This window comes from Acinetobacter sp. YH12102 (assembly GCF_013419125.1).
GTDB classification, from domain to species: domain Bacteria; phylum Pseudomonadota; class Gammaproteobacteria; order Pseudomonadales; family Moraxellaceae; genus Acinetobacter; species Acinetobacter pseudolwoffii.
Genome location: NZ_VPAS01000009.1, coordinates 118923 through 143302, shown reverse-complemented (window position 1 = coordinate 143302; position 24380 = coordinate 118923). Strand labels below are relative to the sequence as shown.

At 42.8% G+C, this 24380-nt stretch carries 23 protein-coding genes and 1 rRNA gene; 21 read left to right on the top strand and 3 right to left on the bottom strand.

Features of this window, described 5'->3' with window-relative positions; genetic code table 11:
- The 8 genes from rrf to hisC all read left to right on the top strand — a co-directional run.
- Nucleotides 1–103 (top strand): 5S ribosomal RNA (gene rrf, locus FTU42_RS10245); the annotation flags it as partial.
- A gap of 288 nt (nt 104–391) precedes the next feature.
- Nucleotides 392–1843, top strand: coding sequence for an RNA polymerase factor sigma-54 (locus FTU42_RS10240; protein WP_180083333.1), 1452 nt, complete (start codon nt 392–394; stop codon nt 1841–1843).
- A 183-nt stretch (nt 1844–2026) separates the two neighbouring features.
- Nucleotides 2027–2359, top strand: a complete 333-nt coding sequence (gene hpf, locus FTU42_RS10235) for a ribosome hibernation-promoting factor, HPF/YfiA family (RefSeq protein ID WP_100328970.1) — start codon at nt 2027–2029, stop codon at nt 2357–2359.
- A gap of 133 nt (nt 2360–2492) precedes the next feature.
- Nucleotides 2493–2744 (top strand): BolA family iron metabolism protein IbaG, encoded by a 252-nt coding sequence (gene ibaG / locus FTU42_RS10230; RefSeq protein WP_004730742.1) that lies wholly within the window; start codon nt 2493–2495, stop codon nt 2742–2744.
- Between the two features lie 7 nt (nt 2745–2751).
- Nucleotides 2752–4008, top strand: coding sequence for a UDP-N-acetylglucosamine 1-carboxyvinyltransferase (gene murA, locus FTU42_RS10225; protein WP_005172524.1), 1257 nt, complete (start codon nt 2752–2754; stop codon nt 4006–4008).
- Nucleotides 4008–4709, top strand: a complete 702-nt coding sequence (gene hisG / locus FTU42_RS10220) for an ATP phosphoribosyltransferase (protein ID WP_004646025.1) — start codon at nt 4008–4010, stop codon at nt 4707–4709. The genes murA and hisG overlap by 1 nt, the downstream gene beginning before the upstream one ends.
- Before the next feature lie 186 nt (nt 4710–4895).
- Nucleotides 4896–6197, top strand: coding sequence for a histidinol dehydrogenase (gene hisD / locus FTU42_RS10215; protein ID WP_081273097.1), 1302 nt, complete (start codon nt 4896–4898; stop codon nt 6195–6197).
- A gap of 151 nt (nt 6198–6348) precedes the next feature.
- Nucleotides 6349–7440 carry a histidinol-phosphate transaminase gene (gene hisC / locus FTU42_RS10210; protein WP_159138545.1) on the top strand — a complete coding sequence of 364 codons (1092 nt, stop codon included), beginning with the start codon at nt 6349–6351 and terminating at the stop codon, nt 7438–7440.
- Nucleotides 7441–7559: 119 nt separating this feature from the next.
- Here hisC and FTU42_RS10205 read toward each other — a convergent pair whose 3' ends face one another.
- A complete protein-coding gene (locus FTU42_RS10205) occupies nt 7560–8891 on the bottom strand; it encodes an anthranilate synthase component I family protein (protein ID WP_180075252.1) in 1332 nt (443 codons plus the stop codon).
- A 259-nt stretch (nt 8892–9150) separates the two neighbouring features.
- Here FTU42_RS10205 and FTU42_RS10200 point away from each other — a divergent pair, with 259 nt between their 5' ends.
- The 6 genes from FTU42_RS10200 to FTU42_RS10175 all read left to right on the top strand — a co-directional run bounded on the left by FTU42_RS10200 (nt 9151) and on the right by FTU42_RS10175 (nt 17233).
- On the top strand, nt 9151–10191 hold the full coding sequence (locus FTU42_RS10200) for a DUF6160 family protein (protein WP_159138547.1): 1041 nt from the start codon (nt 9151–9153) through the stop codon (nt 10189–10191).
- Between the two features lie 188 nt (nt 10192–10379).
- Complete coding sequence (locus FTU42_RS10195; RefSeq protein ID WP_005095859.1) at nt 10380–11213, top strand: C39 family peptidase; 834 nt, start codon at nt 10380–10382, stop codon at nt 11211–11213.
- Nucleotides 11214–11247: 34 nt separating this feature from the next.
- Nucleotides 11248–12453, top strand: coding sequence for a hypothetical protein (locus FTU42_RS10190; RefSeq protein ID WP_159138548.1), 1206 nt, complete (start codon nt 11248–11250; stop codon nt 12451–12453).
- Between the two features lie 12 nt (nt 12454–12465).
- Complete coding sequence (locus FTU42_RS10185) at nt 12466–14130, top strand: OmpP1/FadL family transporter (RefSeq protein ID WP_005095864.1); 1665 nt, start codon at nt 12466–12468, stop codon at nt 14128–14130.
- 7 nt (nt 14131–14137) lie between these two features.
- Nucleotides 14138–15280, top strand: a complete 1143-nt coding sequence (gene filE, locus FTU42_RS10180; protein ID WP_180083332.1) for a putative pilus assembly protein FilE — start codon at nt 14138–14140, stop codon at nt 15278–15280.
- Nucleotides 15281–15301: 21 nt separating this feature from the next.
- The gene (locus FTU42_RS10175) at nt 15302–17233 is read left to right on the top strand and encodes a hypothetical protein (protein WP_159138550.1); all 1932 of its coding nucleotides are present in this window, start codon (nt 15302–15304) and stop codon (nt 17231–17233) included.
- Between the two features lie 66 nt (nt 17234–17299).
- Here FTU42_RS10175 and FTU42_RS10170 read toward each other — a convergent pair whose 3' ends face one another.
- Nucleotides 17300–17848 carry an NUDIX hydrolase gene (locus FTU42_RS10170; RefSeq protein WP_167381261.1) on the bottom strand — a complete coding sequence of 183 codons (549 nt, stop codon included), beginning with the start codon at nt 17846–17848 and terminating at the stop codon, nt 17300–17302.
- 123 nt (nt 17849–17971) lie between these two features.
- Here FTU42_RS10170 and FTU42_RS10165 point away from each other — a divergent pair, with 123 nt between their 5' ends.
- The 7 genes from FTU42_RS10165 to fghA all read left to right on the top strand — a co-directional run bounded on the left by FTU42_RS10165 (nt 17972) and on the right by fghA (nt 23975).
- Nucleotides 17972–18580, top strand: a complete 609-nt coding sequence (locus FTU42_RS10165; RefSeq protein WP_005095870.1) for a CoA pyrophosphatase — start codon at nt 17972–17974, stop codon at nt 18578–18580.
- A gap of 21 nt (nt 18581–18601) precedes the next feature.
- Nucleotides 18602–19132 (top strand): gamma carbonic anhydrase family protein, encoded by a 531-nt coding sequence (locus FTU42_RS10160; protein WP_180083331.1) that lies wholly within the window; start codon nt 18602–18604, stop codon nt 19130–19132.
- Nucleotides 19133–19268: 136 nt separating this feature from the next.
- Nucleotides 19269–19934: a tRNA (adenosine(37)-N6)-threonylcarbamoyltransferase complex dimerization subunit type 1 TsaB gene (gene tsaB, locus FTU42_RS10155; protein ID WP_005095873.1), complete on the top strand. Its 666-nt coding sequence runs from the start codon at nt 19269–19271 to the stop codon at nt 19932–19934.
- 16 nt (nt 19935–19950) lie between these two features.
- On the top strand, nt 19951–20775 hold the full coding sequence (locus tag FTU42_RS10150) for an undecaprenyl-diphosphate phosphatase (protein ID WP_005095875.1): 825 nt from the start codon (nt 19951–19953) through the stop codon (nt 20773–20775).
- The gene (locus tag FTU42_RS10145) at nt 20769–21590 is read left to right on the top strand and encodes a class I SAM-dependent methyltransferase (protein WP_100328964.1); all 822 of its coding nucleotides are present in this window, start codon (nt 20769–20771) and stop codon (nt 21588–21590) included. The genes FTU42_RS10150 and FTU42_RS10145 overlap by 7 nt, the downstream gene beginning before the upstream one ends.
- A gap of 121 nt (nt 21591–21711) precedes the next feature.
- Complete coding sequence (locus FTU42_RS10140; RefSeq protein ID WP_159138551.1) at nt 21712–23094, top strand: C13 family peptidase; 1383 nt, start codon at nt 21712–21714, stop codon at nt 23092–23094.
- A gap of 44 nt (nt 23095–23138) precedes the next feature.
- Nucleotides 23139–23975 (top strand): S-formylglutathione hydrolase, encoded by an 837-nt coding sequence (gene fghA / locus FTU42_RS10135; protein WP_074384094.1) that lies wholly within the window; start codon nt 23139–23141, stop codon nt 23973–23975.
- 62 nt (nt 23976–24037) lie between these two features.
- Here fghA and FTU42_RS10130 read toward each other — a convergent pair whose 3' ends face one another.
- Nucleotides 24038–24316, bottom strand: a complete 279-nt coding sequence (locus tag FTU42_RS10130) for a DUF2218 domain-containing protein (protein WP_005095882.1) — start codon at nt 24314–24316, stop codon at nt 24038–24040.
- Nucleotides 24317–24380: the final 64 nt, after the last annotated feature.

Genomic DNA, 24380 nt, shown 5'->3' with positions numbered 1-24380 from the left:
AGCAAGAGTGAACCACCTGATCCCTTCCCGAACTCAGAAGTGAAACCTCTTTGCGCTGATGGTAGTGTGGGGTTACCCATGTGAGAGTAAGTCATCGCCAGCTCATTATTCGAAACACCCCCTGCATAAGCAGGGGGTGTTTTTTTGTGCGCGGAATTTATAGCAAAATTAAAAAGTAAAAATAATATTCTGAATTTACTCAAAATACCCCTTAGCGAAATCGTTAATGGGTATTTTTTGTTCTTGTAAATCAAATATTTGAGAATTATTAATTTGGGAAATATAAGAATTTGAAAGCCAGTTCGTATGTTTTTTGGTAAAACTGTGTTATAAAAATTAAAACGGCATAAAAATTGCTTATAGAACAAGATTTTTAATTAAGGGGGTTATAATGAGATTATCAGTGGGCTTAAAAATTGCGAACTCGCTGTCATTAACTCCACAATTGCAGCAAGCAATTCGGCTATTACAATTATCGAGTCTGGAACTGGAACAAGAAGTTCAACTGCAACTTGATAGTAACCCTCTATTAGAAAAAGTTGAAGAACAGATTACCCTTGAACGCTTATCGACACTTGAATCAAATAATGAACACAAAGATCTAACTAATGAACTCAATGTGGATCACCTTCCCGATGACCTACCTGTAGATACCGATTGGGATGATGTCTATACTCATCAACCTACCAGCTTAGGTGCGGCTGAATTCGAAGAGCGCGAAGACAATCGTCAAGGGCATCAGAGCTTACAGGAATATATGCTTGAGCAAATTAACCTGTTAAATTTTTCACAGGTTGATAAATTAATCGCTTATTGCATTGTCGATTCCCTGGATGACAAAGGCTTTTTAGATACTGAGCTGACTGAAATTACTGCATCGGTACAACATCTTCTATCCTTGATGGGGAGTGAGGAGGAAATTGAAGATGATGAAGTTGCGGTCGTATTAAAGCATATTCAGCGTTTAGATCCGGTGGGTGTAGGGTCTAGAAGTTTGGCAGAATGTCTGTTGGTTCAGCTTGATCATTTACCTGCCTCAACGCCTTGCCGAAATGATGCAATCAAGCTTCTACAACATTATGAATTACTGATTAGTAATGAACTGCCAAAATTAATTAAACAAACCGGGCTAAATCCAGAGCAGTTACGCTGTGCGGTAGATTTATTAAAAACTCTGAAACCTCACCCGGGCTTGGAATTTGAAAATAAAGAATCGGATTATCAGGTGCCAGATGTTGTGGTCATGAAAAAGAATAACGCTTGGCATGTCAATTTAAATCCGGATGTACTGCCAAAATTACGCGTCAATCCTTTCTATGCCAAAATGATTCGTCGTGCAGATCAAAGTGACGATAATCAATATTTACGTAACCAGATGCTAGAAGCAAAAAATTTCATTAAAAGCGTTGATGAGCGGCATAAAACATTATTAAAAGTGGCAACCTGTATTGTCGAACATCAGAAAATGTTCTTGGAAATTGGCGCTGAAGGGATGAAACCTTTGGTTTTAAGAGATATTGCCGAAGAAGTAGAATTGCATGAATCGACCGTATCTCGTGTGACCACCAATAAATATATGCTGACGCCGCGCGGCTTATTTGAATTAAAATATTTCTTCTCGAGTCATGTGGGCACGACTTCAGGTGGAGAGGCTTCATCTACTGCCATTCGTGCCAAGATCAAAAAACTGGTTTCTGAAGAAAATGCCCGTAAGCCTTTGTCTGATAATGCAATCGCCAATATATTGAAAAATGAAGGGATTGATGTAGCAAGACGGACGGTGGCGAAATATCGTGAATCGTTACATATTCCTTCATCTTCTGAGCGAAAGGTCTTGATCTAAAATTTAAAATCTGGCTATTCTAAAGATTCATTATGACAGCATAATGAATCTTTTTTCTTTTGAGGAACAGTGAAAATGATTTGAATCAGTGCTTAAAATACGATTTTTGAGTTATAAGTTGCTGTATTTAAATTATTTTATATTGTGACTCTTCTAATCCTAACGAAGGTGAGGGATAGAACTATGCAAATAACAATTCGTGGACATCATTTATCTATTACGCCAGCAATTGAAGAACGTATAAAAACCAAATTTTCACAAATGACCAAGCATCTTGATCAGGTGAATAGTATGCAAGTGAAACTCTCTAAAGATCATCAAATTGATAAACGCTCCAGAAAAGGCAGTAGTAATCATATCGCAGAAGCGATTATCCGATTGCCGGGCATCGAGTTTTTTGCCCATGCCACAGCAGATGATATGTATACTTCCATTAAACTTCTGACAGAAAAATTAAAACGCCAGATCGATCGATATCGGGAAATGCATTTACAGCAGCATGCTTTGGCTTTGTAAAGGACAAATGATGAAAAAGAGGTTTTAAAAGCCTCTTTTTTTTATATATATAATGTATGGATCCATGAATTATTTTTGCTATTTATAGTAAAATGGCTCGTTTTACACCCTTAGTCCTATAAGAGGTCTTGTGATGAATAATGAACAGCTCGCTGAAATTTTAGAAGCCGCTTTTCCCGAGGCGGATGTTGCTGTGAGTGGTCAGGGCGGAAAATTTGATCTCCGTATTGTGGATGATCAATTTGAAGGTAAGCGTCCAGTTGCACGTCAACAAGCTGTTTATGCTCCTCTCAATGCCCATATTGCCAGTGGTGCAGTTCACGCAGTGACAATTCGAGCAATGACAAAAGAAGAATGGCGCAAAGCAAGCTTATTTGGAGCTTAATAAATTAATGGATAAATTTTTAATTCAGGGCGGTATCAAGCTCGAAGGTGAAGTGCGTATTTCTGGTGCTAAGAATGCTGCGCTTCCATTATTAGCAGCAATGATTCTTGCCGATACGCCAATTACGCTCAAAAATGTTCCTGATCTGAAAGATGTGAATACATTGGTGAAGCTAATTGCCGGTCTTGGGATCACCATGACTTATGAAGGTGATACCGTTACTGCGGATACCTCGACATTAGATAACCAGTTTGCACCATATGAGCTCGTGAAAACCATGCGTGCTTCTATTTTAGTGCTTGGCCCTTTATTGGCGCGCTATGGCAGTGCAAAAGTGTCTTTGCCGGGTGGTTGTGCAATTGGTTCACGTCCTGTTGATCAGCATTTAAAAGCGTTGGAAGCTTTGGGTGCAGAGATTGAAGTTGAAGCAGGCTATGTGCATGCCAAAGTCGATGGCCGTCTTAAAGGTGGCGAAGTCGTTTTCGATATGGTGACTGTCGGTGGTACAGAAAATATTCTGATGGCTGCAGTCTTGGCCGATGGTGTGACCACAATTCGCAATGCAGCACGTGAGCCTGAAATCACTGATCTTGCGCAAATGCTGATCAAGATGGGGGCCAAAATTGAAGGTTTGGATACCGATACGTTAATCGTGACTGGTGTTGAAAGTCTGCATGGCTGTGAATATGCAGTGGTGGCTGACCGGATTGAAACGGGTTCATATCTGGCGGCGGCTGCAATCACAGGTGGTCGTATCAAAACCACACACACAGATCCATCCCTCATGGAAGCTGTGCTGGATAAATTTGAAGAAATGGGCGCAGAAGTCACTCGTGGCGACGACTGGATTGAGTTAGATATGCTGGGTAAACGTCCGAAAGCCGTAAGCTTCCAGACCTTGCCACATCCAGAATTTCCAACTGATATGCAAGCCCAGATCATGGCTGTAAATGCCATTGCTGCAGGCTTTGCGACAATTTCAGAAACGATTTTTGAAAACCGTTTTATGCATGTTCCTGAGTTGGCCCGTATGGGGGCAAACATTCAGGTCGAAGGTAATGATGCTGTCGTAACTGGGGTAGAAAAACTTTCTGCCGCACCCGTAATGGCAACAGATTTACGTGCTTCTTTCTCTTTGGTACTGGCAGCACTTGCCGCTGAAGGTGAAACACTGATTGACCGTATTTATCACATTGACCGCGGTTATGAAAATGTAGAAGCAAAGTTACAAAGTTTAGGTGCCCAAATTAAGCGAGTAAATTAATGAGCGATATGAGAAACGATGATCCAAACTTTGACGTAATGGGCAATTTTGATCATGGTTTAACTTTGGCATTAAGTAAGGGTCGTATCTTAAAAGAAACATTGCCACTGCTTGAAACAGCAGGGATTAATTTACTGGAAGATCCGGATAAATCACGTAAACTGATTTTCCCCACTACGCATAAACAGGTTCGTATTTTAATTTTACGTGCTTCTGATGTGCCGACTTATGTAGAAAATGGTGCAGCCGATATTGGTGTAGCGGGTAAAGATGTATTGATGGAACATGGTGCGCAAAATGTCTATGAACCATTAGACCTGAAAATTGCGGTTTGTAAATTGATGACAGCTGGTAAAGTCGGGATGCAGCGTCCTAAAGGTCGTTTGAAAATTGCGACCAAGTACGTGAATTTAACCCGGCAATACTATGCCAGCTTGGGTGAGCAAGTCGATGTGATCAAGTTGTATGGTTCAATGGAACTTGCACCATTGGTCGGTCTGGGCGATTACATTGTCGATGTGGTCGATACTGGTAATACCTTACGTGCCAATGGTTTAGAGCCACTTGAAGAAATCTGTAAAGTCTCTTCACGTTTAATCGTCAATAAAGCCAGCTTCAAACGTAAGCAAGCCTTGTTAAATCCGATTCTGGCTCAGCTTGAAAAAGCAGTCGAAGAACGCGAAAAGGCAAAACAGGCTTAAAATTGATTGCTTAAGAAACCGCCCAATCCGGGCGGTTTCTTATTTCTCTATATATCAGATTCTATTTAAATCCTTTCATCAATTTTACCCAAAGCTATTTTCAATAAAACTCATAGAGCTAGAGCACTATGTCTGCCGACAAAAGCCTAGAAAACAGGTAAACTAAAGCCTTCGAATTCAAACCTGATGGGTAAATTGATGCGACGTTTATCGACCCAAGATCAAAACTTCAAGCAAGCATTTGCTGACTTGTTGGCTTTTGAGACTGTGAATGATCCTGAACTTTTAAAAACTGTAGATCAAATTATTGCTGATGTTCGTCAGCATGGTGATGCACATGTTCTTAAACTCACTCAACAGTTCGATCGACATCCGGCGCATCAATTTTCAGAGCTAGAACTGACACAAGAGCAGCTCAAAGCTGCCTTTGAAGGTTTAACGACTGAAGTTCGTGAAGCACTGGAATTAGCTGCAGCGCGTGTGCGTGAGTTTCACCAGGCCCAAAAACAAGATGGCTGGACTTATGTCGATGCTTTGGGGAATACGCTCGGTCAGAAAGTGACTCCACTGGATCGTGTCGGGATTTATGTGCCGGGTGGTCTGGCATCTTATCCATCCTCAGTACTGATGAATGCCGTACCTGCACATGTGGCGGGTGTCCCTGAAATTATTATGGTGGTGCCTGCCCCGAATGGTGAACTCAATCCATTGGTATTGGCTGCTGCATATTTGGCTGGCGTAACACGTGTCTTTACGATTGGTGGTGCACAAGCCGTTGCAGCACTCGCATATGGTACAGAAACCGTACCACCTGTCGATAAAATTACCGGACCAGGTAACCGGTTTGTGGCTGCAGCAAAACGTGCGGTGTTTGGTCAGGTCGGTATCGATATGATTGCAGGCCCTTCTGAGATTCTGGTCTATGCCGAAGGCGAGAATAACGCTGAATGGTTGGCGATGGACTTATTGTCACAGGCTGAACATGACACTGTGGCACAAGCCGTTTTCATTACACCTGATGAAGCACTTTTAGATGCTGTTGAAAAGTGGATTGAAAAACACTTAGAAGCATTACCGAAAGCAGATATTGCACGTACTTCAATTGAGAACCGCGGTGCTTTGGTATTGGTAAAAGACCGTGCTGAAGGTGCTGAGCTGATTAACCAAGTGGCGCCAGAACATCTCATGCTATGTTTAGATGAAGCACAAGAGATGGCAGAAGATATTCGCCATGCAGGCGCGATTTTCATGGGTCGTTACACCCCTGAAGCGATTGGTGATTATTGTGCCGGGCCAAACCATGTCTTGCCAACTTCAGGTACAGCACGTTTTTCATCACCGCTGGGGGTTTATGATTTCCAGAAGCGATCAAGCCTGATCATGTGTTCACAAGAGGGTGTTAAAACCTTGGCGAAAACAGCAGATATTTTGGCACAGCAGGAAAATCTAGATGCGCATGCGAGATCGGCGCGTTATCGTTATCAGTAATTAAAAATATAAAACCTCTCTCTAACTCTCTCCTACTAAGGAGAGGGGAAATATTATAAAGAATGAATATTCCTCTCTCTGAATGAGCTTTAAGCATTGTTTTAAAGTGAATGTAAGAGAGGTTAGGAGAGGGAACTTTGAGAATTTAAAAATGAATATCACCACAGAACAAATGCGTTTTTGGAGTCCTGACGTACGTGAATTAGAACCGTATACGCCGGGTGAACAGCCAAAAATCCAGAATATTTTAAAACTGAATACCAATGAAAATCCGTATCCGCCATCGCCTAAAGTGGTTGCGGCAGTGCAGCAGGTATTGGCCAATTCAGCTGATGTGCTGCGTCTTTATCCTGACCCTGATGCATCTGAACTTAAACAGGCCATTGCGAAACAGCAACATGTGCCTGTAGAGACGGTTTTTGTCGGGAATGGTTCGGATGAAGTTTTAGCGCACATTTTTAAAGCATTCTTTGTTCAAGAACAGCCATTGCTTTATCCAGACATCACCTATAGTTTCTATCCGGTTTATAGTCAGTTCTTTGGGGTGAAAACCAAAATTTTACCACTCAATGATGACTTTGAAATTGTGGTAGATGATTATAAACAAGCCAATGGCGGCATTATCATCACTAATCCGAATGCGCCAACCAGTATTGATCTTGGTTTGGTTGCGATTGAAGAAATTCTGCAAGCCAATCCAGATTCAGTGGTGGTGATTGATGAAGCCTATGTCGACTTTGGCGCTGAATCGGCAGTCAAGCTGATTGAGAAATACGAAAACCTAGTGGTATGTCAAACTGCATCGAAGTCGCGTTCTCTTGCAGGATTACGTGTGGGTTTTGCCATTGCTCAGCCACATTTAATTGCAGCACTTGAAGCAGTCAAAAACAGTTTCAACTCTTATCCGATGGATCGTTTTGCGATTGCGGCAGCGGTGGCTTCTTTTGAAGATCAGGAATACTTTGAGGCACAAAATCAGAAAGTCATTGCCAGTCGTGAAAAGTTGGTAGCTCAGCTGAATGAGCTTGGTTTTAAGGTATTACCTTCGAGTGCAAACTTTATTTTTGCCACATTCGTATCTAAAGATGCAGGTGAACTCGCGAGTGAGTTACGTGAGCGTGGTATTATTGTGCGTTATTTCAACAAACCTCGTATTAATCAATTCTTGCGTATTACGATTGGTACAGATGAGCAAAATCAGCGTTTAGTAGATACGCTAAAAAATGAGATTTTGTGTAATTAAAATCCTTTCTAGCCTCCCGTTTTAAAGGGAGGCATTCTCATCTTTATTAAAGGTGAGAAGCATTGCTGCGCAAGGGGGAGATTTGTAGTAAAAAGCGCATCTTAAAATTCACTTTTTATTTATTCAGGCTGATACCAGGTATTTAACAGATCAAGCATCGCTGAAACCTTATCAAAGCATTCTTGATATTCCGCATCACAATCTGAAGAAATGGTAATACCACCACCGGCCCATAAAGAAATATCTTCCTGATACTTTTGAATCGAGCGAATCAGAATATTCCAGGAGCCAGTGCCATCGAAATTGAAATAGCCCATAGAACCACAGTAAGCACCACGTGGTGCACCCTCAAGTTCTTCAATAATCTGCATGGCCCGAATTTTGGGTGCGCCTGTAATCGAGCCACCTGGAAGAGCAGACATGAGTACTTCAAAAGGATTGATATCTGCTTTTAAAGTCGCTTCAACTTCACTGACCATATGATGAACTTGATTGAAACTTTCAATACTAAATAATTTCGGTGTTTTGACTGAGCCTGTTTCGGCATAAACACTTAAATCATTACGTAATAAATCCACAATCATGACATTTTCTGCCTGATCTTTTTCTGAGGCTTTTAGGGTCTGCCTGGATTGTTCATCGAGCACTGGATCAGTAAAACGGGGCATTGTGCCTTTAATCGGTTTGGTAATAATTTTTCGCTTCGTTTCAAAATCAATGAACAACTCGGGTGAGCAGCTTAATAATTCAAAATCACCAATACGCAAATAACCCGCATAAGGCGCTTCGGTTAATGTCCAGAAGGCTTGGGCGGTTGCTAAGAGGGAACCTTGGGCGCGACCATTAAATTCTTGTGTCAGATTAATCTGATAGCAGTCACCTGTAATAATATAATCCTGAATTTTCTGAAATGCCTTGCTGTAGACCGTTTTGGTCCAGCGTGAAGTACAAGGGCTTATTAACTGAAACGTCGGACGAATTTTATTTTGATTAAGTAAGTTCTGAATATAATCGAAGATCTGCTCTGCCTCTGGATCATCACTATAGAACATCCATCCCTCAGAGCTTGGTTTAATATAGGAAGAAAATTGACCAATAAATAAACCAGGTTGAGAGCGGTCCGGATACTGAATATATTGCTGAGCCGCATAATCATAGCCAACAAAACCGACATAACCTCCATGAAATCCAGTCTTGTGAGGATTTCTTAATGCATCAATTTCTAAACTAAACTCAGATGATCTGAGTTGATATTGTTCAATTTCCACTCTTTGAAACGACTGAATATGTGATTGCTGCACAATAAAATATTCTTGAGCACAGCAGGCAATAAAAGGCTGACCATTATTATTTAAATACACCAGATGCCCCAATGTCTTTAATGCGGATAATACATCTGCAACCAGAGGTGATTTAAATTTTAAGGGGCGATGATAGAGAGCTTCGGTCATTCAGTTAAGCAGAGTTCAATATGACTCGCTATTTTATATCAAGAAGACAGGAAAATATTTTTAAATCATCAAATACCGTTTATCGGTAAGCATTGGATTGCGACCAACAACAGTTGATCAAATGATTGCTCGGAGATAACTTAGTTCTGCAAGCAAATTACTCAAGGAAAGATGCTTTGCGTTGTCAGAAAATAAAAAATACAGCGTGAACATTGAGTGATTCACAACCAAAAAAATACTACTCTTGGGAGAGTAAACAATGAAAAAATTCACAAAATTAGTTCTGGCGACTTCAGTTGCATTTAGTGCCAATGCGATGGCGATGCAAGCTATGGATGATGCATCTCTAAGCGAAACAACGGGTCAAGACGGTATTAGTATTGGTATCGGTATTTCAAAAATTGAAATTGAAAAGTTATTCATTCATGATACAGATGGTTATACTTCGCCATCAACTGCAACAGGTCCGGTACCACCTTCAGCACAAAACCCACTAGGTACGCCAGCATCTGCAGGTTGGGGGGGTACAACAACTGCAGGTTCTATTGTTATTTATGGTAATGGTATAGCGGGTGACAAGAATGAAAACCATGGTGTTGTCATTGGGGCAAACTATGATGACAATGGGGCTTACTTACTAACTACTCGTAACCTAGCAGATTTAACGATTGATTCAGATGCGGGCGGTGGCGATCCGTTCATTAACATTGCAGCTGAAGTTTCGGGCTTAGACATCAATATCGGTAAAATTGGTGTGCAAGCCACTGGTGATGAACCCGCTGCTAATGCAAATACTATTCGCCGTGGTGGTCAAGGCAAAGTTAATGACATTTTGTCGGGCTTAACTCTTAAAACAGGTCCTATGTCTGCAAATATTCAATTGGGTGCAGCACCTCAAGGTGCGATGATCAAGTTGAATGCGACTATGATTGGTGGTTTGACAATCAATAACTTGGGTATTCTTGATAATTCAACAGCTGGTGGAACAGTTGCTGCAGGTGTAACAACGTCTGGTCCGGGTGAAATCTTTATCGAGAGTATCAAGCTTACAGATGCTAATTCTAAAGATTTAACTTTAAATCAAAGTATTAGTGTATTTGGTGAGTCAGCTGCAAATGATGGCTTCATTCGTATTGTCAGCACAAGTGGTGCGCATGATAACTATGTACAAGGTATTCACTTAGGTAGTCGTAACGCAGCATCAATTGGTGATATGGAAGTTCAAGGAATGCAGACTTATTATAGTCCAGCGCCACAAGTATATGTACCAGGTGCAATTATTACGATTTCTGGTCACTAGTCTTCATAAAAAAAAGCGCGTGTTTACACGCGCTTTTTTTTATGACTGAATCATTTATCCAAAAAATAAAAAAAATGCTGTATTTTTTTGAAAAAGAAGGTATCTTTCTAGTTACAAGGAAGTAGAGTGAATGCTCTATAAAAAGAAAAATAGGCACATCATGCCCATTATAAGAAAAGTTAATAATTATGTTAGAGATCGCGTTGGGCTCGGCATTGATGTATTATGCTGCCAAAGAAGCTCTGGATATCAAAAAACAGCCAAATGGCGCTGTTCACTATACTGAAGTTCTTGATTCAAGAAATGACTCTTTTGTGCGTATGCACCGTGAAGCTGTACAAGTAAAGCCTGCACTTCTGGATCAATTTCAGGGCATTGTACGTCAAGCCTATGACTATAGTTGTGGTTCAGCCGCCCTTACCACCCTACTTAATGGTTATATCGGTACACAGCTAGATGAACAGCAAGTCATGAATGGACTGATGAAATTCGGCGAAACCGATAAAATTATTGAACGCCGCAGTTTCTCTTTACTTGATATGAAGCGCTTTGTCTCGGCTTTAGGGCTAGAAAGCGGAGGCTATCGAGGAGAGTTCAAAGATTTAGTTAATCAAGATCAGCCTGCTATTGTTCCAATTTCTTATGCCGGATTCAAACATTTCGTAGTTTATAAAGGCTATAAAAATGGCCGGGTGTATGTTGCAGATCCAGCACTCGGTAATATCAGTTTTGACGAGCGGCGTTTTCAGGATGTTTGGGAAAATAATACATTATTCCTGATTAATGTCCCTGAACAATATCGTAAAAACTTTCTGGCATTGAAAGAAGCCGACATGCGCCATGTGGAAGATGCCACGATTAATCGTTATGCCTTGGTCGACATGCAGTATCCACAGTTCTATATGGATAAAATTGCCGATAAAGCCTCGACGATCCGTATGGACCGTAATCGTAATATAGAATCAGAAAAATTTGGAGAATATCAATATAATTTCCTGAGATTGTATTACAAGAATAAATAAAACGAAAAATAGTAATAAAAATTAAAATGGTGAAATGGATATGAACAGTAAATGGATGAACAAGACGTTCTTGGCACTGAGCATTCAAATGGTAATGGGCGTTGCATTTGCTGCAGAAGAGCCGACACTGGGTGAATACGAAACGGTTGATGAGGAAGTTATTGTTGAAACTGCTGTACCTGTACAGGCCCAGACTGAGCAAGTGGAAACACAGGCTGCACAAGAGCCGGAACTCGGTGGATATGAAACAGCTGAAGAAGCAGTGAGTGAAACTGCCGCACCGGTAGAGGCTCAGACTAAACAAGTAGCAGATGCATCCCAAGCTTTACAGAAACAGGAAGGTGATGCTACCCAGGCAGCTAATCTGGAAGAAGTATTTACTTCAAATGAACGTCAGTACTCACTCATTAAAAAAGGTGATATTTCATCATATTACGATATCGATTATACCTACTATCGTGACACTCAACTTGATATTGAAATGGCTCAGGGTCAACTATATCAACTTCGTGTACAAGAGAATGCCACGCATAGTTTGACCAATACTTTCACATTCCAATATGGGGTGAAAGATAACCTGACCTTAACTGCATCCTTGCCTTTAGTGGCCAAGACCGACTTGTTAAAAGACACTTCGACTGCCGGACTAGGTGATATTAGTGTTGGGGCACGCTGGGAACCATTTCCATTAAAAGCTGGCCGTTTACCTTTAATTTTATTTGGTAATTTATCAACAAAAACGGGCGACAGTCCTTATGAAATCAATGCAGCGACAGATCTGGCAGCAGGGAAGGGCTATTACTCAGCAGGAGTGGGTGCCAGTACACGTAAATACATCGATCCGGTCGTGCTGTTTGCCTCCGTTTCTGCAAACTATGGTTTTAAAGAATCAGGCCTGAACCAGCGTCGCGGTTATCGCATTATTGAAGAGTTTGAACCGGGGATTAGTGGGGGGGTTGCATTCGGTTTCGCATACTCATTTAACTATGACGTTTCGATGACCATGTCCTATCAGCAAAGCTTTAATACGGGAGCTGAGTTTAGCTATAACACAGGAGAAAGCTACTCTGCCGCGGATCAGACCAGTTCCACCTTGGCAATTTCATTAGGGGTGCGAGTCTCTCCAGAAACGATTGTAAATGGTACCGTCGGCTTAGGGCTGACCGAAGATGCGCCTGATGTTTCGTTGGGGTTGTCATTCCCGCTTGATATTTTAGGTTTTGGTAAAAAAATCAGTTAATAGGGGTGTCGTATGAAAAACATTCGACTTAGCCCGTTATTAACAGGAATTATTCTTGCGGGCTGTTCAAGTTATACCTTTGCACAATTGGGAACCAACCTTTCGGTTGATTTACGTGCATTGTCCATGGGGAATGCAGTTACGGCGGATCCCCCGGGAGTCAATGCCATTCACTTTAACCCGGCTGCTCTAACTAAAATTGATGGTTTGCAAACCGAACAGCAGATTATTGTGGCGAATTTTGATATCCAGCGGGAGTTTACAGTGCCGGCTGGATATAACGTATTTGGCTATTCTGATGACCCTATCGTCTGTAATGATGGACCGGAAGTTTCATCTGATTTATGTACTGATTTTAAAGGGCCGGTCAGTGGTGATGTGGAATATGTCAGCCTGTATGTCCCTTTTCTGAAAAAGATGGTGGATTTAGGCGAAGGTCTCCCTTTGGCTGCGCCCACCATGGGGATTGCTTATAACCCGCCTGGTTCTAAAGCGACCTATGCAACAGCGGTATATGCGCCTTTAGTCGCTGGTTTCGGTCATGAAGATGGTAATCCGGCAAACTTTATGGGCCAGCAAGTTGCTTTGGAGCGGATTACTTACCTGTCTCCATCGATTGGTTATGAGGTCAATGACCAACTGTCCATTGGTGCTTCTGTCGGAATGTCCTATCAAGCCATTGGGATGAAAACAGATTTACGTTTCCCGAATGAGCTGATCGGGATGTTGCGTATGATCGATGAAGTTGTCTGTACACCATTTAAAGAAAACTCCGACATTATTACCGATATTCTGTTGCTGGGGATCTGTAATGCGGATGAGGGAATGAACCCATTTGGCAAGTTTGGTCAGATGCAACTGGAGCTTGAGCAAAACTTAAGCCCAAGCTATAACCTCGGGATATTGTGGGAGCCACGCGAAGATTTCAGTTTTGGTATGGTCTACCAAAGTGCGGCAAAAATGCGCTTAAAAGGTAAATATCATATTGATAATGCTAAAGCACCACAGGAAATGATCAAGGGTTTAATGACTTCACCGACGGGTCAGATTCTGGCAGCAATTCTTGGGTTTCCTAATTATATTCCATCCAGTGAGTCTGGTTTGGTGTCGATGGATTTTGAATATCCGGCGCATTTTCAGGCAGGTATCAAATATAAAGTCATGCCAGATTTGCAGGTAAATTTTGATATTGGCTGGACAGACTACAAGGTTTGGGATGAGTTTAAGTTCGAGTTTGACCGTACCATTTCAGCCTTAAAAATTGCCAAAATCTTGTCTGCTAATGTCACTGATTCCACGTTGGCTTTGCCGATGGGATTCGAATCGCCGTGGAATTTCGGAATAGGGATGGAGTATTCCGCCACCGACCGTTTAAAACTTCGCGCAGGTTATGAGCCACGAACCAGCGCTATTCCAAAAAATAAGCGCAATACGATGGTTCCTATTAATGGTGCACAGCTATTTGGATTAGGTGTGGGTTATCGTTTTGATGCAGATACTGATTTGGATCTCTCGATTGGTTTCTTGCGCAGTAAAGATCAAATTCCAGCAAATACCAGTAGTTTAGCCAACCAGACCGGCGTGAATAACCTGTTATTAAACCCATATGCAGGTTTAAACGTGAAAACAGATACCAAGATTACCATTTTAGGTTTGAACTATCGCACTCGTTGGTAAGGAAGAAATGATCAAGACAGAAAAAATTGGATTGAAAGTGGTACTGGCATTAAGTCTGGTACCCTTATCTTTTTATACAAGCGCCAGAGAATTTATTACCATTATTGGTCCAGATGGGCGACCATTAGTCGTGCCACGTAATCATAACCCACAGAAAAAAACAGAAGAAAAATCTCTAGCATCGAAAAAAATAGCAGTTGCAGTGGTTCAGTCACCTCCTGTAAAGCAAAACTTAGAAACAGTATCAGCCCTAGAAAATAGACCAGCAGAACTTAAGTCAGACCATAATCTGGTTGTACAACCAGTACAACCAGTACAACCAGTACAACCAGTACAACCGCAGATTGTGAAAGAACTGACAGAATCTAAGCCATTAATAAGATCTGAAACCCAATTGACTCAAATGCCTAAGGCCATGACACCCGCTTCAAGCCCGATGCTACAGAAAACCGGATTCAGTCAGATTGAAGGCGTGGACTATGTGGACAGTGAATATCTTGAGAATAAAGAATTTAATCTAGAAGGCAGGAAACGTTTCTACAGTATGCCCGAGGGCGTGGTAGATAAAAATATCGGCTCTACCCGAATCCAGACCATTGAGCGTGAAAAAGGGCTTGGCCAATCAGTATTAAAATCCTTATTTAAAACGCCTACACTGGATACAGGTCCAGTGGTGCTGGCACAAAGTTATTACCGTATTTCACAAGCTGAAACTAGAGAGAGTTTGGGAAAACAGTGCTTTAATGACAAAAAAATCAAAAAAGCCAAACAGATCAGCCTTAAAAAAGAAGTCAATTTATGGCCTCGTGCGCCTTTGAAAGCAGATGAGTTTGATTTTGAAGTCGTGCAATTACAGTCTGATATCAAGAATATTCAGATTAACTCTTATGCTTCACGCCAAAAAAATCCTACTTATTATTGGCCTTTTGTGGTCTTTTTAGACAATAGAGGCTGTGTTCTGGAAGGAGCGGGTGGTTTTAAAAACCAGGAAGGACAAGCAAATATTATTCAACATGAGCGTATTGAAGGCATTATTCAGATCCCTGCGCAAAGTGAGTATGTGTTATTGACGCCTTTAGCCTCAGCAATCGATGTTGAAGACAAGATGCTCACTAATTATGGACAACTAAAATTAGTCGCCATTCGATAAGGACTATTCGAGTATAACAAGATGAAAAATAAAATATTATATCCATTTGCTTTAACTACACTTTTGGCTGCACTCGCAGGATGTGGTGGGGAGAGTGCCAATGTGATTCCAGAAAAAAATAATGAAGCCACGACCAATGGAACCTGTACAGCAGGGACAGATAATTGTGTGGAATGGGGGCTTGAATATCCGCTGGATGGCTTGAATTTTAATTGTAGTGGCGATAAAGAAAATACCTTCATTACTCTATTTGATAGTAATGCTGGCGTGGCATCCGGAACCTGTCAAAAGACGGATGAGGTTGAATTTTATATTCAGAGTTTTAGTTCAAGCAAAATTACTCTCGGCAAACTTAAGCTGAGCGATTATGCCACCTTTAGTACCCAGACTCAGCTCCCACGTTTAAGTGTGGTCGATATTGCAAAAGGAATTACTGGACGTCAGGTAAATAACTTAGATCAGAATGATCCTACAGTTCAGGTTGCCATGCGTCTGGTGAAAATTCTGCAAGCTCTGGCGATACAAGAAGGCCGTATTGTGAATCCAACGGATGTGCAGCCTTTGTATATTACCGAAGAAATGCGTAAAGACTTGGCTAAAGTGAGTGGAAATATCAGTCTGACGGATGCTAACTTCGCCACAAAAATTAAGGATTTTATCGATGTTGACCAGATTTCTGATGAAGCTGCTTTTGCTACAGTGAAAAAACTGGTAACCATTGCCAATGCCGCGGTTTATCAGCCGGAATTTTCACTATTTTCAACCTCCGGTGTGATTGGTAGCATCCAGTCGGGTTCAGATGGACTGGTGGGATGCAATAAAACACCTTGTGATATTAAAGATCAGAATACCAAACATCTATTTGGTCATTTTATGCTAATCACAGACCGTCAGGGTTATACCTTTGGCAGTGGCCTGCAATGGCGTGATAGCCAGTTAAAACTGCCCGCAAAAAATCTATCTTCACTGGGTGGAATTAATGCTGAACTCATTCGTAATGTGAAACCTGCACAAATGACGGCCGATCCGCAAAGTTCATGGATTCATCCTACCAGCAAAACGATTACTGCACCTTATCGTTTAAATGTCGCAAATAACGCTACGCCACTTGAACTGTATCGGGGCAGTTTGCTGAATGATTATGTGATTGCGGGTAAAGAAGCTTTTTATAAGATGGTCACTGGGAAAACACAGCTGGATGCATCTGATCAAGCCAGTTTAGGGGCATGGCGTCTGGATGCGGATGGTGATCAATATAATGGAAGTGTTGATTTATATAAAATTTTTCCAATCAGCTATCTGGATCGTGCGGTATTTAAAACAGAGCAGAATGTAGCCAGTGGGGAGAAGTATATCTTCCCGATGTATGCCAATCTGGAGTTTAAGTTTAGTGATACGACGGTCAGTCCAGTCACTTTGGGGATTGTGATTGATAGTAATGGTGATGTGCGAACCAATATGCAATCTGAGAATAATCTTGCGACCGACCCAATAACAGGCTGTGAGGGCGATGTGCTTGATAACAATTTATTATTGAATGGCGTACAGCAATACCGGCTTGGAACTTTAGGCCGTGCATTTGTTCGTGATAAATCGGTTTCGATGCGTCTGATTTTGGCCAATGTAAAATTAGGGGATTTGAATGGTGCATTGGTTGGGGTCGATTCACGCATCCAGTCTTCACCAAATTCAAATGATTCGATTGTGATTGGCGGTGCTCTGCTGAATTTGTCCAATGTACTGGATACTGCTGCCGGTCAGAATGGGCGGGTCACCTTCCTGAATTCGGTCGGAGACGGCGTGCAATGGGCCAATACCTATGCCAGTTTCCAGAAAATTTATAACAATAATAATGAGGATGAAACGCCTGACGATATTGGTCTGGCCAAACGAAGCGGTGGGTCTGTTGAGTTTAAACTTGCAGATTGTTATCGCGTCAAAGCTAAAGCGTAATGTCCCATAAATAAAAAAATCCCATCTGCGTATGGGATTTTTTTATGCGCGCTCAATCTATTGGATTTAACCGGTATGATCCAGACGCGAACCTAAGGTTTCTAAATGCATCGGGAAAATATTATTTTTACGGTCTGCAAAATAATGTCTTAGTGTATGTTCTACACTTGGGAAAGCCAGCTCGGTCCACGGAATATCTGCTTCATCGAATAAACGTGCTTCGATGGTTTCCTCACCAGCACCAAATTTTCCATCAATCAGATTGGCTTTGAACAGCACATAAATCTGGCCAATACGCGGAATGTTATACATACAGTACAACTGCTCAATCTCCACTTCGGCTTCAGCTTCTTCACGGGTTTCCCGTGCAGCACCTTGCTCCATGGTTTCAAACAGTTCCATATAGCCGGCAGGTAAAGTCCATAAACCGTAACGCGGTTCAATGGCGCGGCGGCACAGCAGGACTTTATTGTCCCAGAGTACCAGCGCGCCACAAATGACTTTTGGATTAATATAATGAATAGAGCCACATGAATTACACACGCTGCGGATTTGTTGGTCGCCCAAAGGAATTTTTTCGGTCGTTTTATGTCCACAATTCACACAGAAGTTCATATTCATCATCAATGATAAAAGTAAGCTCAGGATAACTGAAAAATCAAAATTTGGCATCATTTCTATCCCGCTGAATCAAAAATCAGCTATGATGAAATTATGATCATGGCTAGGGCTGAAAGAATGGATGCGCGTGAGTTGACACAAAAGTTGCAGCAACGATTACGCTTTTCCAGGCGTATTCGATCTGCGCATGCTGCCGTGTTGATTGCGATCACCGATGAAGCTGATCCCAAAGTATTGCTGACCCGCCGTTCGGCCTATTTGAATAATCATGCCGGAGAGGTTTCGTTTCCGGGTGGCAAGCGCGATCCACAAGATACCAGCAATATTGTCGTGGCTTTAAGAGAAGCCTATGAGGAAACGGCATTAAATCCCTTTGATGTGCAGCTGATGGGGGACTTGCCCATGCAGAAAGCCCGTAATGGCATGCTGGTTAAGCCGATTGTCGGGCTGATTCCGCCGCAAGTGCAGCTGATTCCGCAACCAACGGAAATCGACCGGATTTTCTTTGCCTCATTGCAACATTTGCTTGAAGCCACGCCCACACCTTATGAAGTCCGCTTTGCCCAGCAATCTTTATATTTTCCAAGTATGCGGGTAGAAAATGAAGTGGTCTGGGGATTGACGGCACGTATGCTGATTTCTTTGTTCCAGTATGGATTGGATTATAAAAAAGACTGGCCATTCCTGCTCAATTCACCAAGTTTTAAACGCTCCAAATTTTTTTAACCATTGAACAGGATTTTATCAATGTTGTATAAATTTCAGGGACACACACCGACTGCTACACAGCAGCCATGGGATGGCTGGGTCGCACCAACGGCAACAGTAATTGGACAAGTCGAACTCGGGCAGCAGGTCAGCATCTGGTTTGGTGCTGTGGTACGGGCAGATAACAGTAAAATCAAACTGGGTGATTTCAGCAATGTGCAGGAAAATGCTGTGCTGCATACCGATGCCGGTATTGAGATGCAAATTGGAAATTATGTCACCATCGGACATCAGGCCATGCTACATGGCTGTACCATTGGTCATAACAGCCTGATCGGGATTCAGGCGGTGATTCTGAATCATGCGGTGATTGGCAAGAATTGTATTATTGGTGCCAATGCCCTGATTCCTGAAGGCAAGATCATTCCGGATAATTCGGTGGTGATGGGTTCACCGGGCAAAGTGGTGAAAACGCTGGATCAAGACAGTATTCAAAAGCTGAAAATGAGTGCCCTGCACTATGCCGGGCATTTTCAGAAATTTCAGGATCTGGAACAAATTCAGCTTTAATACGATGTTCTAGAGAATCATGATAAGCCTAGAATTTTCTAGGCATTTTTGTATCTGTTTCGGGAAAATCTCGCGTAGCGGATATGAGTGGAGTATTATATCCGCGTTTTTTATATTCTCTGAATTAAGGTTGTGCATGAAAGTGCTGGCATTGGAGACTGCCAATGAGCAGTGTTCCGTCTCTGTGATCGATGATACTCAAGAACTATTTTTTCAGCTTGATGCGCGCGCCAAGGCACAAACGCAAACGATTCTCCCAATGATTGAACAAGGTCTGCAAGATCTTGGATTGACGATTGGCGATTTAACCGCGATTGCTTTTAGTCGTGGTCCGGGTTCTTTTAGCGGCGTGCGGATTAATGCCGCAGTCACGCAGGCGCTGGCCTGGTCAAATGATGTGCCGGTGATTCCGGTGTCGACTTTACAGGCCTTGGCGCAGGCAGCTTACCGTGTACATGGTTTAAGCGAAGTTTCTGCCGTGTTAGATGCACGCATGAGCGAAGTTTATATCGCGAGCTATCAACTGGATGCAGAGGGGATCATGCAGCCGGTCGATGAAGAACAATTATTAAGTTATGCCGAAGGCAGTCAGGCTGTTCGGTTTACGCCGGTGGGCTCTGGTGCTGAGCTGGTACAAACTGAAACTTCAATGTATAAAAATGTGCATGCGACCGCACAGGATATTGCCAGCATCGCACGTGCAGCAGCACACACAGAAAACTGGGTCAGTGCAGAATTGGCGCTGCCGGTCTATTTACGTGATAACGCGTGGAAAAAAATTCCTGAACAAGGCAAAGCATAATTAATTAGGATAAAGCATGGATCTTTTACTGCTACTCAAAGCGGCAATCATGGGTATTATCGAAGGTATTACCGAATTTTTGCCGATTTCCAGTACTGGCCATTTAATTTTGGCATCAGAATTAATGAATTTCTGGACCAAGGAAAAGAGTGATGTATTCGTCATTGCTATTCAAATGGGTGCCATTGCAGCGGTAATTTATGAATATTGGGCCCGTCTTTGGGGAGCAGCAACCGGGATTGTCAGCGGTGAGCCACAGGGTCGTCGCTTAGGGATTGGCCTGATTTTGGCCTCGATTCCAATTATATTGATTGGACTGACCTTGGGGCAAACGGTCAAACAGTTTCTGTTTAATGATATTGCTATTGCCATTGGTTTGATTGTGGGTGGCCTGATCATTATCTGGATTGAAAAACATCCGCCTCAAGTTCGTGCACATGAAGTTGAAGATCTCAGTATTAAAGATGCCATCTGGATTGGTCTGATTCAGGTCTTGTCCTTGATTCCGGGAACCTCCCGTTCAGGTGCGACCATTATCGGTGCGATGTTTTTAGGTGTATCACGTAAGGCCGCGACTGAATTTTCATTCTTTCTGGGTATTCCGGTCATTATTGGTGCCGGCCTGCTGGATCTTTATCAAAGTTATGATGTGCTAAATACTACTGAAGACTGGGCCGTGATCGGGGTCGGGCTTCTGGTTTCTTTTATTTCGGCACTGTTACTCATCCGCGCGCTGGTGGCTTATGTCGCTAAACGCGACTTTATGATCTTTGCCTGGTATCGTATTGCTTCGGGTCTGCTGATTTTATTATTTGCCTATACAGGTTGGAAATTATGGTAAGCGCGATTCGCTTATATGCCGAATCTGACGATCAACAGAAAGCACAGCACTTCGGGGCTGTGCTTTCTTCTCGTGGGGTGCAGGTCGAAATTGAAACGGTTGAAAAACTCAATGCACGTTTCTTTCGTCTGAATCCTGAACTGGCCTTATGTGTGGATGAGAATGGACTTTGGCTTTGTGCCCATGGCATGAAAATGCAACCGGACTGGCAAGCCGAGACCGGACGTTTAAAACGTGCATCTTTAAAATCTGAAATGATTGCACGTGCCTGTCATTTAGCCGAGAAACCGAGCTTGATCGATGCCACCGCGGGTCTGGGACATGACAGTTTATTGATGGCGCATTTAGGTGCCCAAGTCACGCTGGTCGAACGACATCCCATATTATTTACTTTACTTGAAGATACCCATACCCGTGCACAATCTGATGCATTCCTGAGTCAAGTCGTATCACGGATTCAACTGGTCTTTTCTGATTCAGCCGATTATCTGAAGCAGCAAGCCGAGCAGCATCGAACTGTAGATGTGGTCTATCTGGATCCGATGTTCCCGCAGCGGGATCAGAACCAGCAGGCGGTCAAGAAACAGGCGCAAGTCAAAAAACAGATGCAGCTCTTGCACATGCTTTTGCCTGAAGATGGCGAAATGGATCTGGGTGATAACCTGTTGGAATTGGCGCAAAAAATTGCCAAACGTGTGGTGGTCAAACGTCCACGTCTGGCGGTGTTTTTGGCAGAAAAAGAACCTCATCATCAATGGCAAGGTGATGCCTGCCGTTTTGATGCATATTTTCAGCATGAACTTGTGGCTGAATAAGATAATTGTTTCAATATTAAGCAAGGATTTGTTGTATATTTAACAATTGGCATTGATAAAACCGTTATCAAGCATAAACTTATTCAGCACCTTAGCGAGCCACTGATCTCCTTGAAATTCTATGATCGACTTTAAACCCTCCATTAATTTTTGGCACGATTTTAAGAGCAACCAAATTGCCGGGATGTGGTTATTTCTGGGATCTCGGCGTTCATTGCAACTGGTTCGTCCATCGATCATGCAATTGGTGTTCTGGGGGATTCTGGGTGGTTGTGCCAACAGCCTATTTAGCTGGCTCAGTTCAGGCCGTATGGGAGATTTTAACTCTCAAGGTCTGATTAGTTATGCACTTTGGCCTTTTATTGCGCTGATTGTGGGTATCTTTCTGTCGCAACGGATCAATAACCTGCGTTTGATGCTGGTGCCGGCATTGTTATGGTTGGTTATAGATACCCATATCATGCTGTTCCAGTGCCTGATTCAATATCTGGGCGATCTGGACTATCTGCCTTATATCCTCTATGACTATATTCCGACCCTGTTTGTCATGTTATTTGTCTGGCAAAGTCTGGCTGTGGTCTGGGTAATTTCACGTGAATTAAAATGGCCTTGGTGGGAGCGTGCGCTGATTATGCTGGCGACCCTGTTTACGCTGGTGGTCTGGCAAATTTCAGTCAAAGATCAACCGATCTGGAAAGTCGAAGAAATTCCACCGAGCTTTGCCGAAGATGCATTTTATGCGCAGCCAATTTTGCTGAACAAAGCCCTGGAAAATATCGAATACGGTGAATTTGCCCAATCGCACTGGTATTTTATGGGCGTGGCTGGCGCAAGTTATCAGGATGTATTTCATTCTGAAATTGAGCGGATTAAAGAGCAGTTTGATACCCGTTTTGGCACTTATGGCCGTTCTATTGCTTTGGTCAATCATCCGGCGACACGTACCACCCTGCCGATTGCCTCCAAGACCAGTATGGAACTGGCATTGCGCCGTATGGGCCAGCAGATGAACCGTGAAAGTGATGTGTTATTTTTATATATGACCTCTCATGGTCTGCCAAATGTGTTTGAAATGGAAAATGCGCCGCTAGATTTGGCCCAGGTCGATCCAAAATGGTTACGTGAAACACTGGATGCAGCAGGCATTCGCTGGCGTGTGATTGTGATCTCGGCCTGTTTTTCCGGCAGCTTTGCTTCGGCCCTGCAGAATGACAATACCCTGGTGATTACGGCTTCGGCAGCCGACCGTCAGTCTTTTGGCTGCTCCAATGAAGCGGATTATACCTATTTTGGCCGTGCATTCTTTGATGAAGCGATGCGTGAAAATAGCAGTCTGCAAGCCGCGTTCGAACAGGCCAGAGATACCGTAGCAAAATGGGAATCAGCGCAAGGCTTCGAGCCTTCAGAACCGCAATGGGTGATTGGCAAGAATATGCAATTGATGTTGCCACAGCTGGAACAACGTTTATTTCCGCAAACCAGTACAATGACACAATCACCTTAGATCAATGTCATCAGCAGATATGCTGCAATCATAAGGAATATGCCATGGAACTCGTACAGAACAATAGAAGCTTTGAAGGTGAACAGCGGATTTATCGCTTTGATTCGAAAGTACTGAAAACATCCACCAAATTTGGTATTTATCTGCCGCCTCAAGCCCTAGAAGGTCATAGCTGTCCGGCATTGTTTTATCTGGCAGGCTTGACCTGTACCGAGGAAACCTTTGCGATTAAGGCACATGCGCAGCGTCTGGCAGCACAATTGGGCCTGATTTTAATCACACCGGATACATCGCCACGCGGTGAAGCTGTGGCAGAAGGCGATCACTGGGATATCGGTCAGGGAGCAGGTTTTTATATCAATGCCACCGAAGCGCCGTGGGCTGAACATTATCAGATGGAAAGCTTCATCGTCGATGAACTCTATGCGCTGGTCATTGAAGAGTTTGTGATTCAGTCGGGTAAGATTGGCATATTCGGTCACAGTATGGGAGGACATGGTGCATTAACTCTGGCTTTTAAATATCCAGAAAAATTTAGTTCAGTTTCGGCTTTTGCACCGATCTGTGCACCAAGCCAATGTCCTTGGGGAGACAAAGCTTTCTCGAATTATCTGGGTGAAAACCGTGAAGAATGGCTCAAGCATGATGCGACTGCACTGGTTAAAGAGAAAGGGGCCTTATTCGCTGACATCCTGATTGATCAGGGTTTTTCAGACCAGTTCTATAGCCAGCTGAATCCGGCGCTGTTCCAGCAGGCCTGTGATGTCGTGAACCAGTCGCTGACCTTGCGTGAACATCAGGGTTATGATCATGGCTATTACTTTATTCAAAGTTTTATGGATGACCATCTACAGTTTCATGCGGTACAGCTTCAGCCTTAAATTTAACATTATTCATATAAAAAAGCCCTACTAGATATAAGATCATCAGGGCTTTTTATCGCTTATCTTTGCCAGTCTGCTGTTAAATCTTCCTGTCCCATGCGAATGAGATGATCCAGAACCACATTTTCCAGTTTATCGAAATCGGTAGATTCATCGCTACTTTGGATGGTCACCAGCAAGTGCTCAGTCTGAGGAATTAACATCAGCTCTGCACTCGGAAAATGAATCAGGAACTGCTGGTCTGTTTCTTCGATGGTAAACTTATGCTTCCAGTGATTGGCCAGGCGTTTGGCAAGGCGCTGCGCCTGTTGAGTCTGGATCTGGGCGGTACTTTGCATTCTTACTCCTCTAAACTTTTTATCCTTGTCAGGACTTTAAACCAAATTGAAAGGCATTCATAAG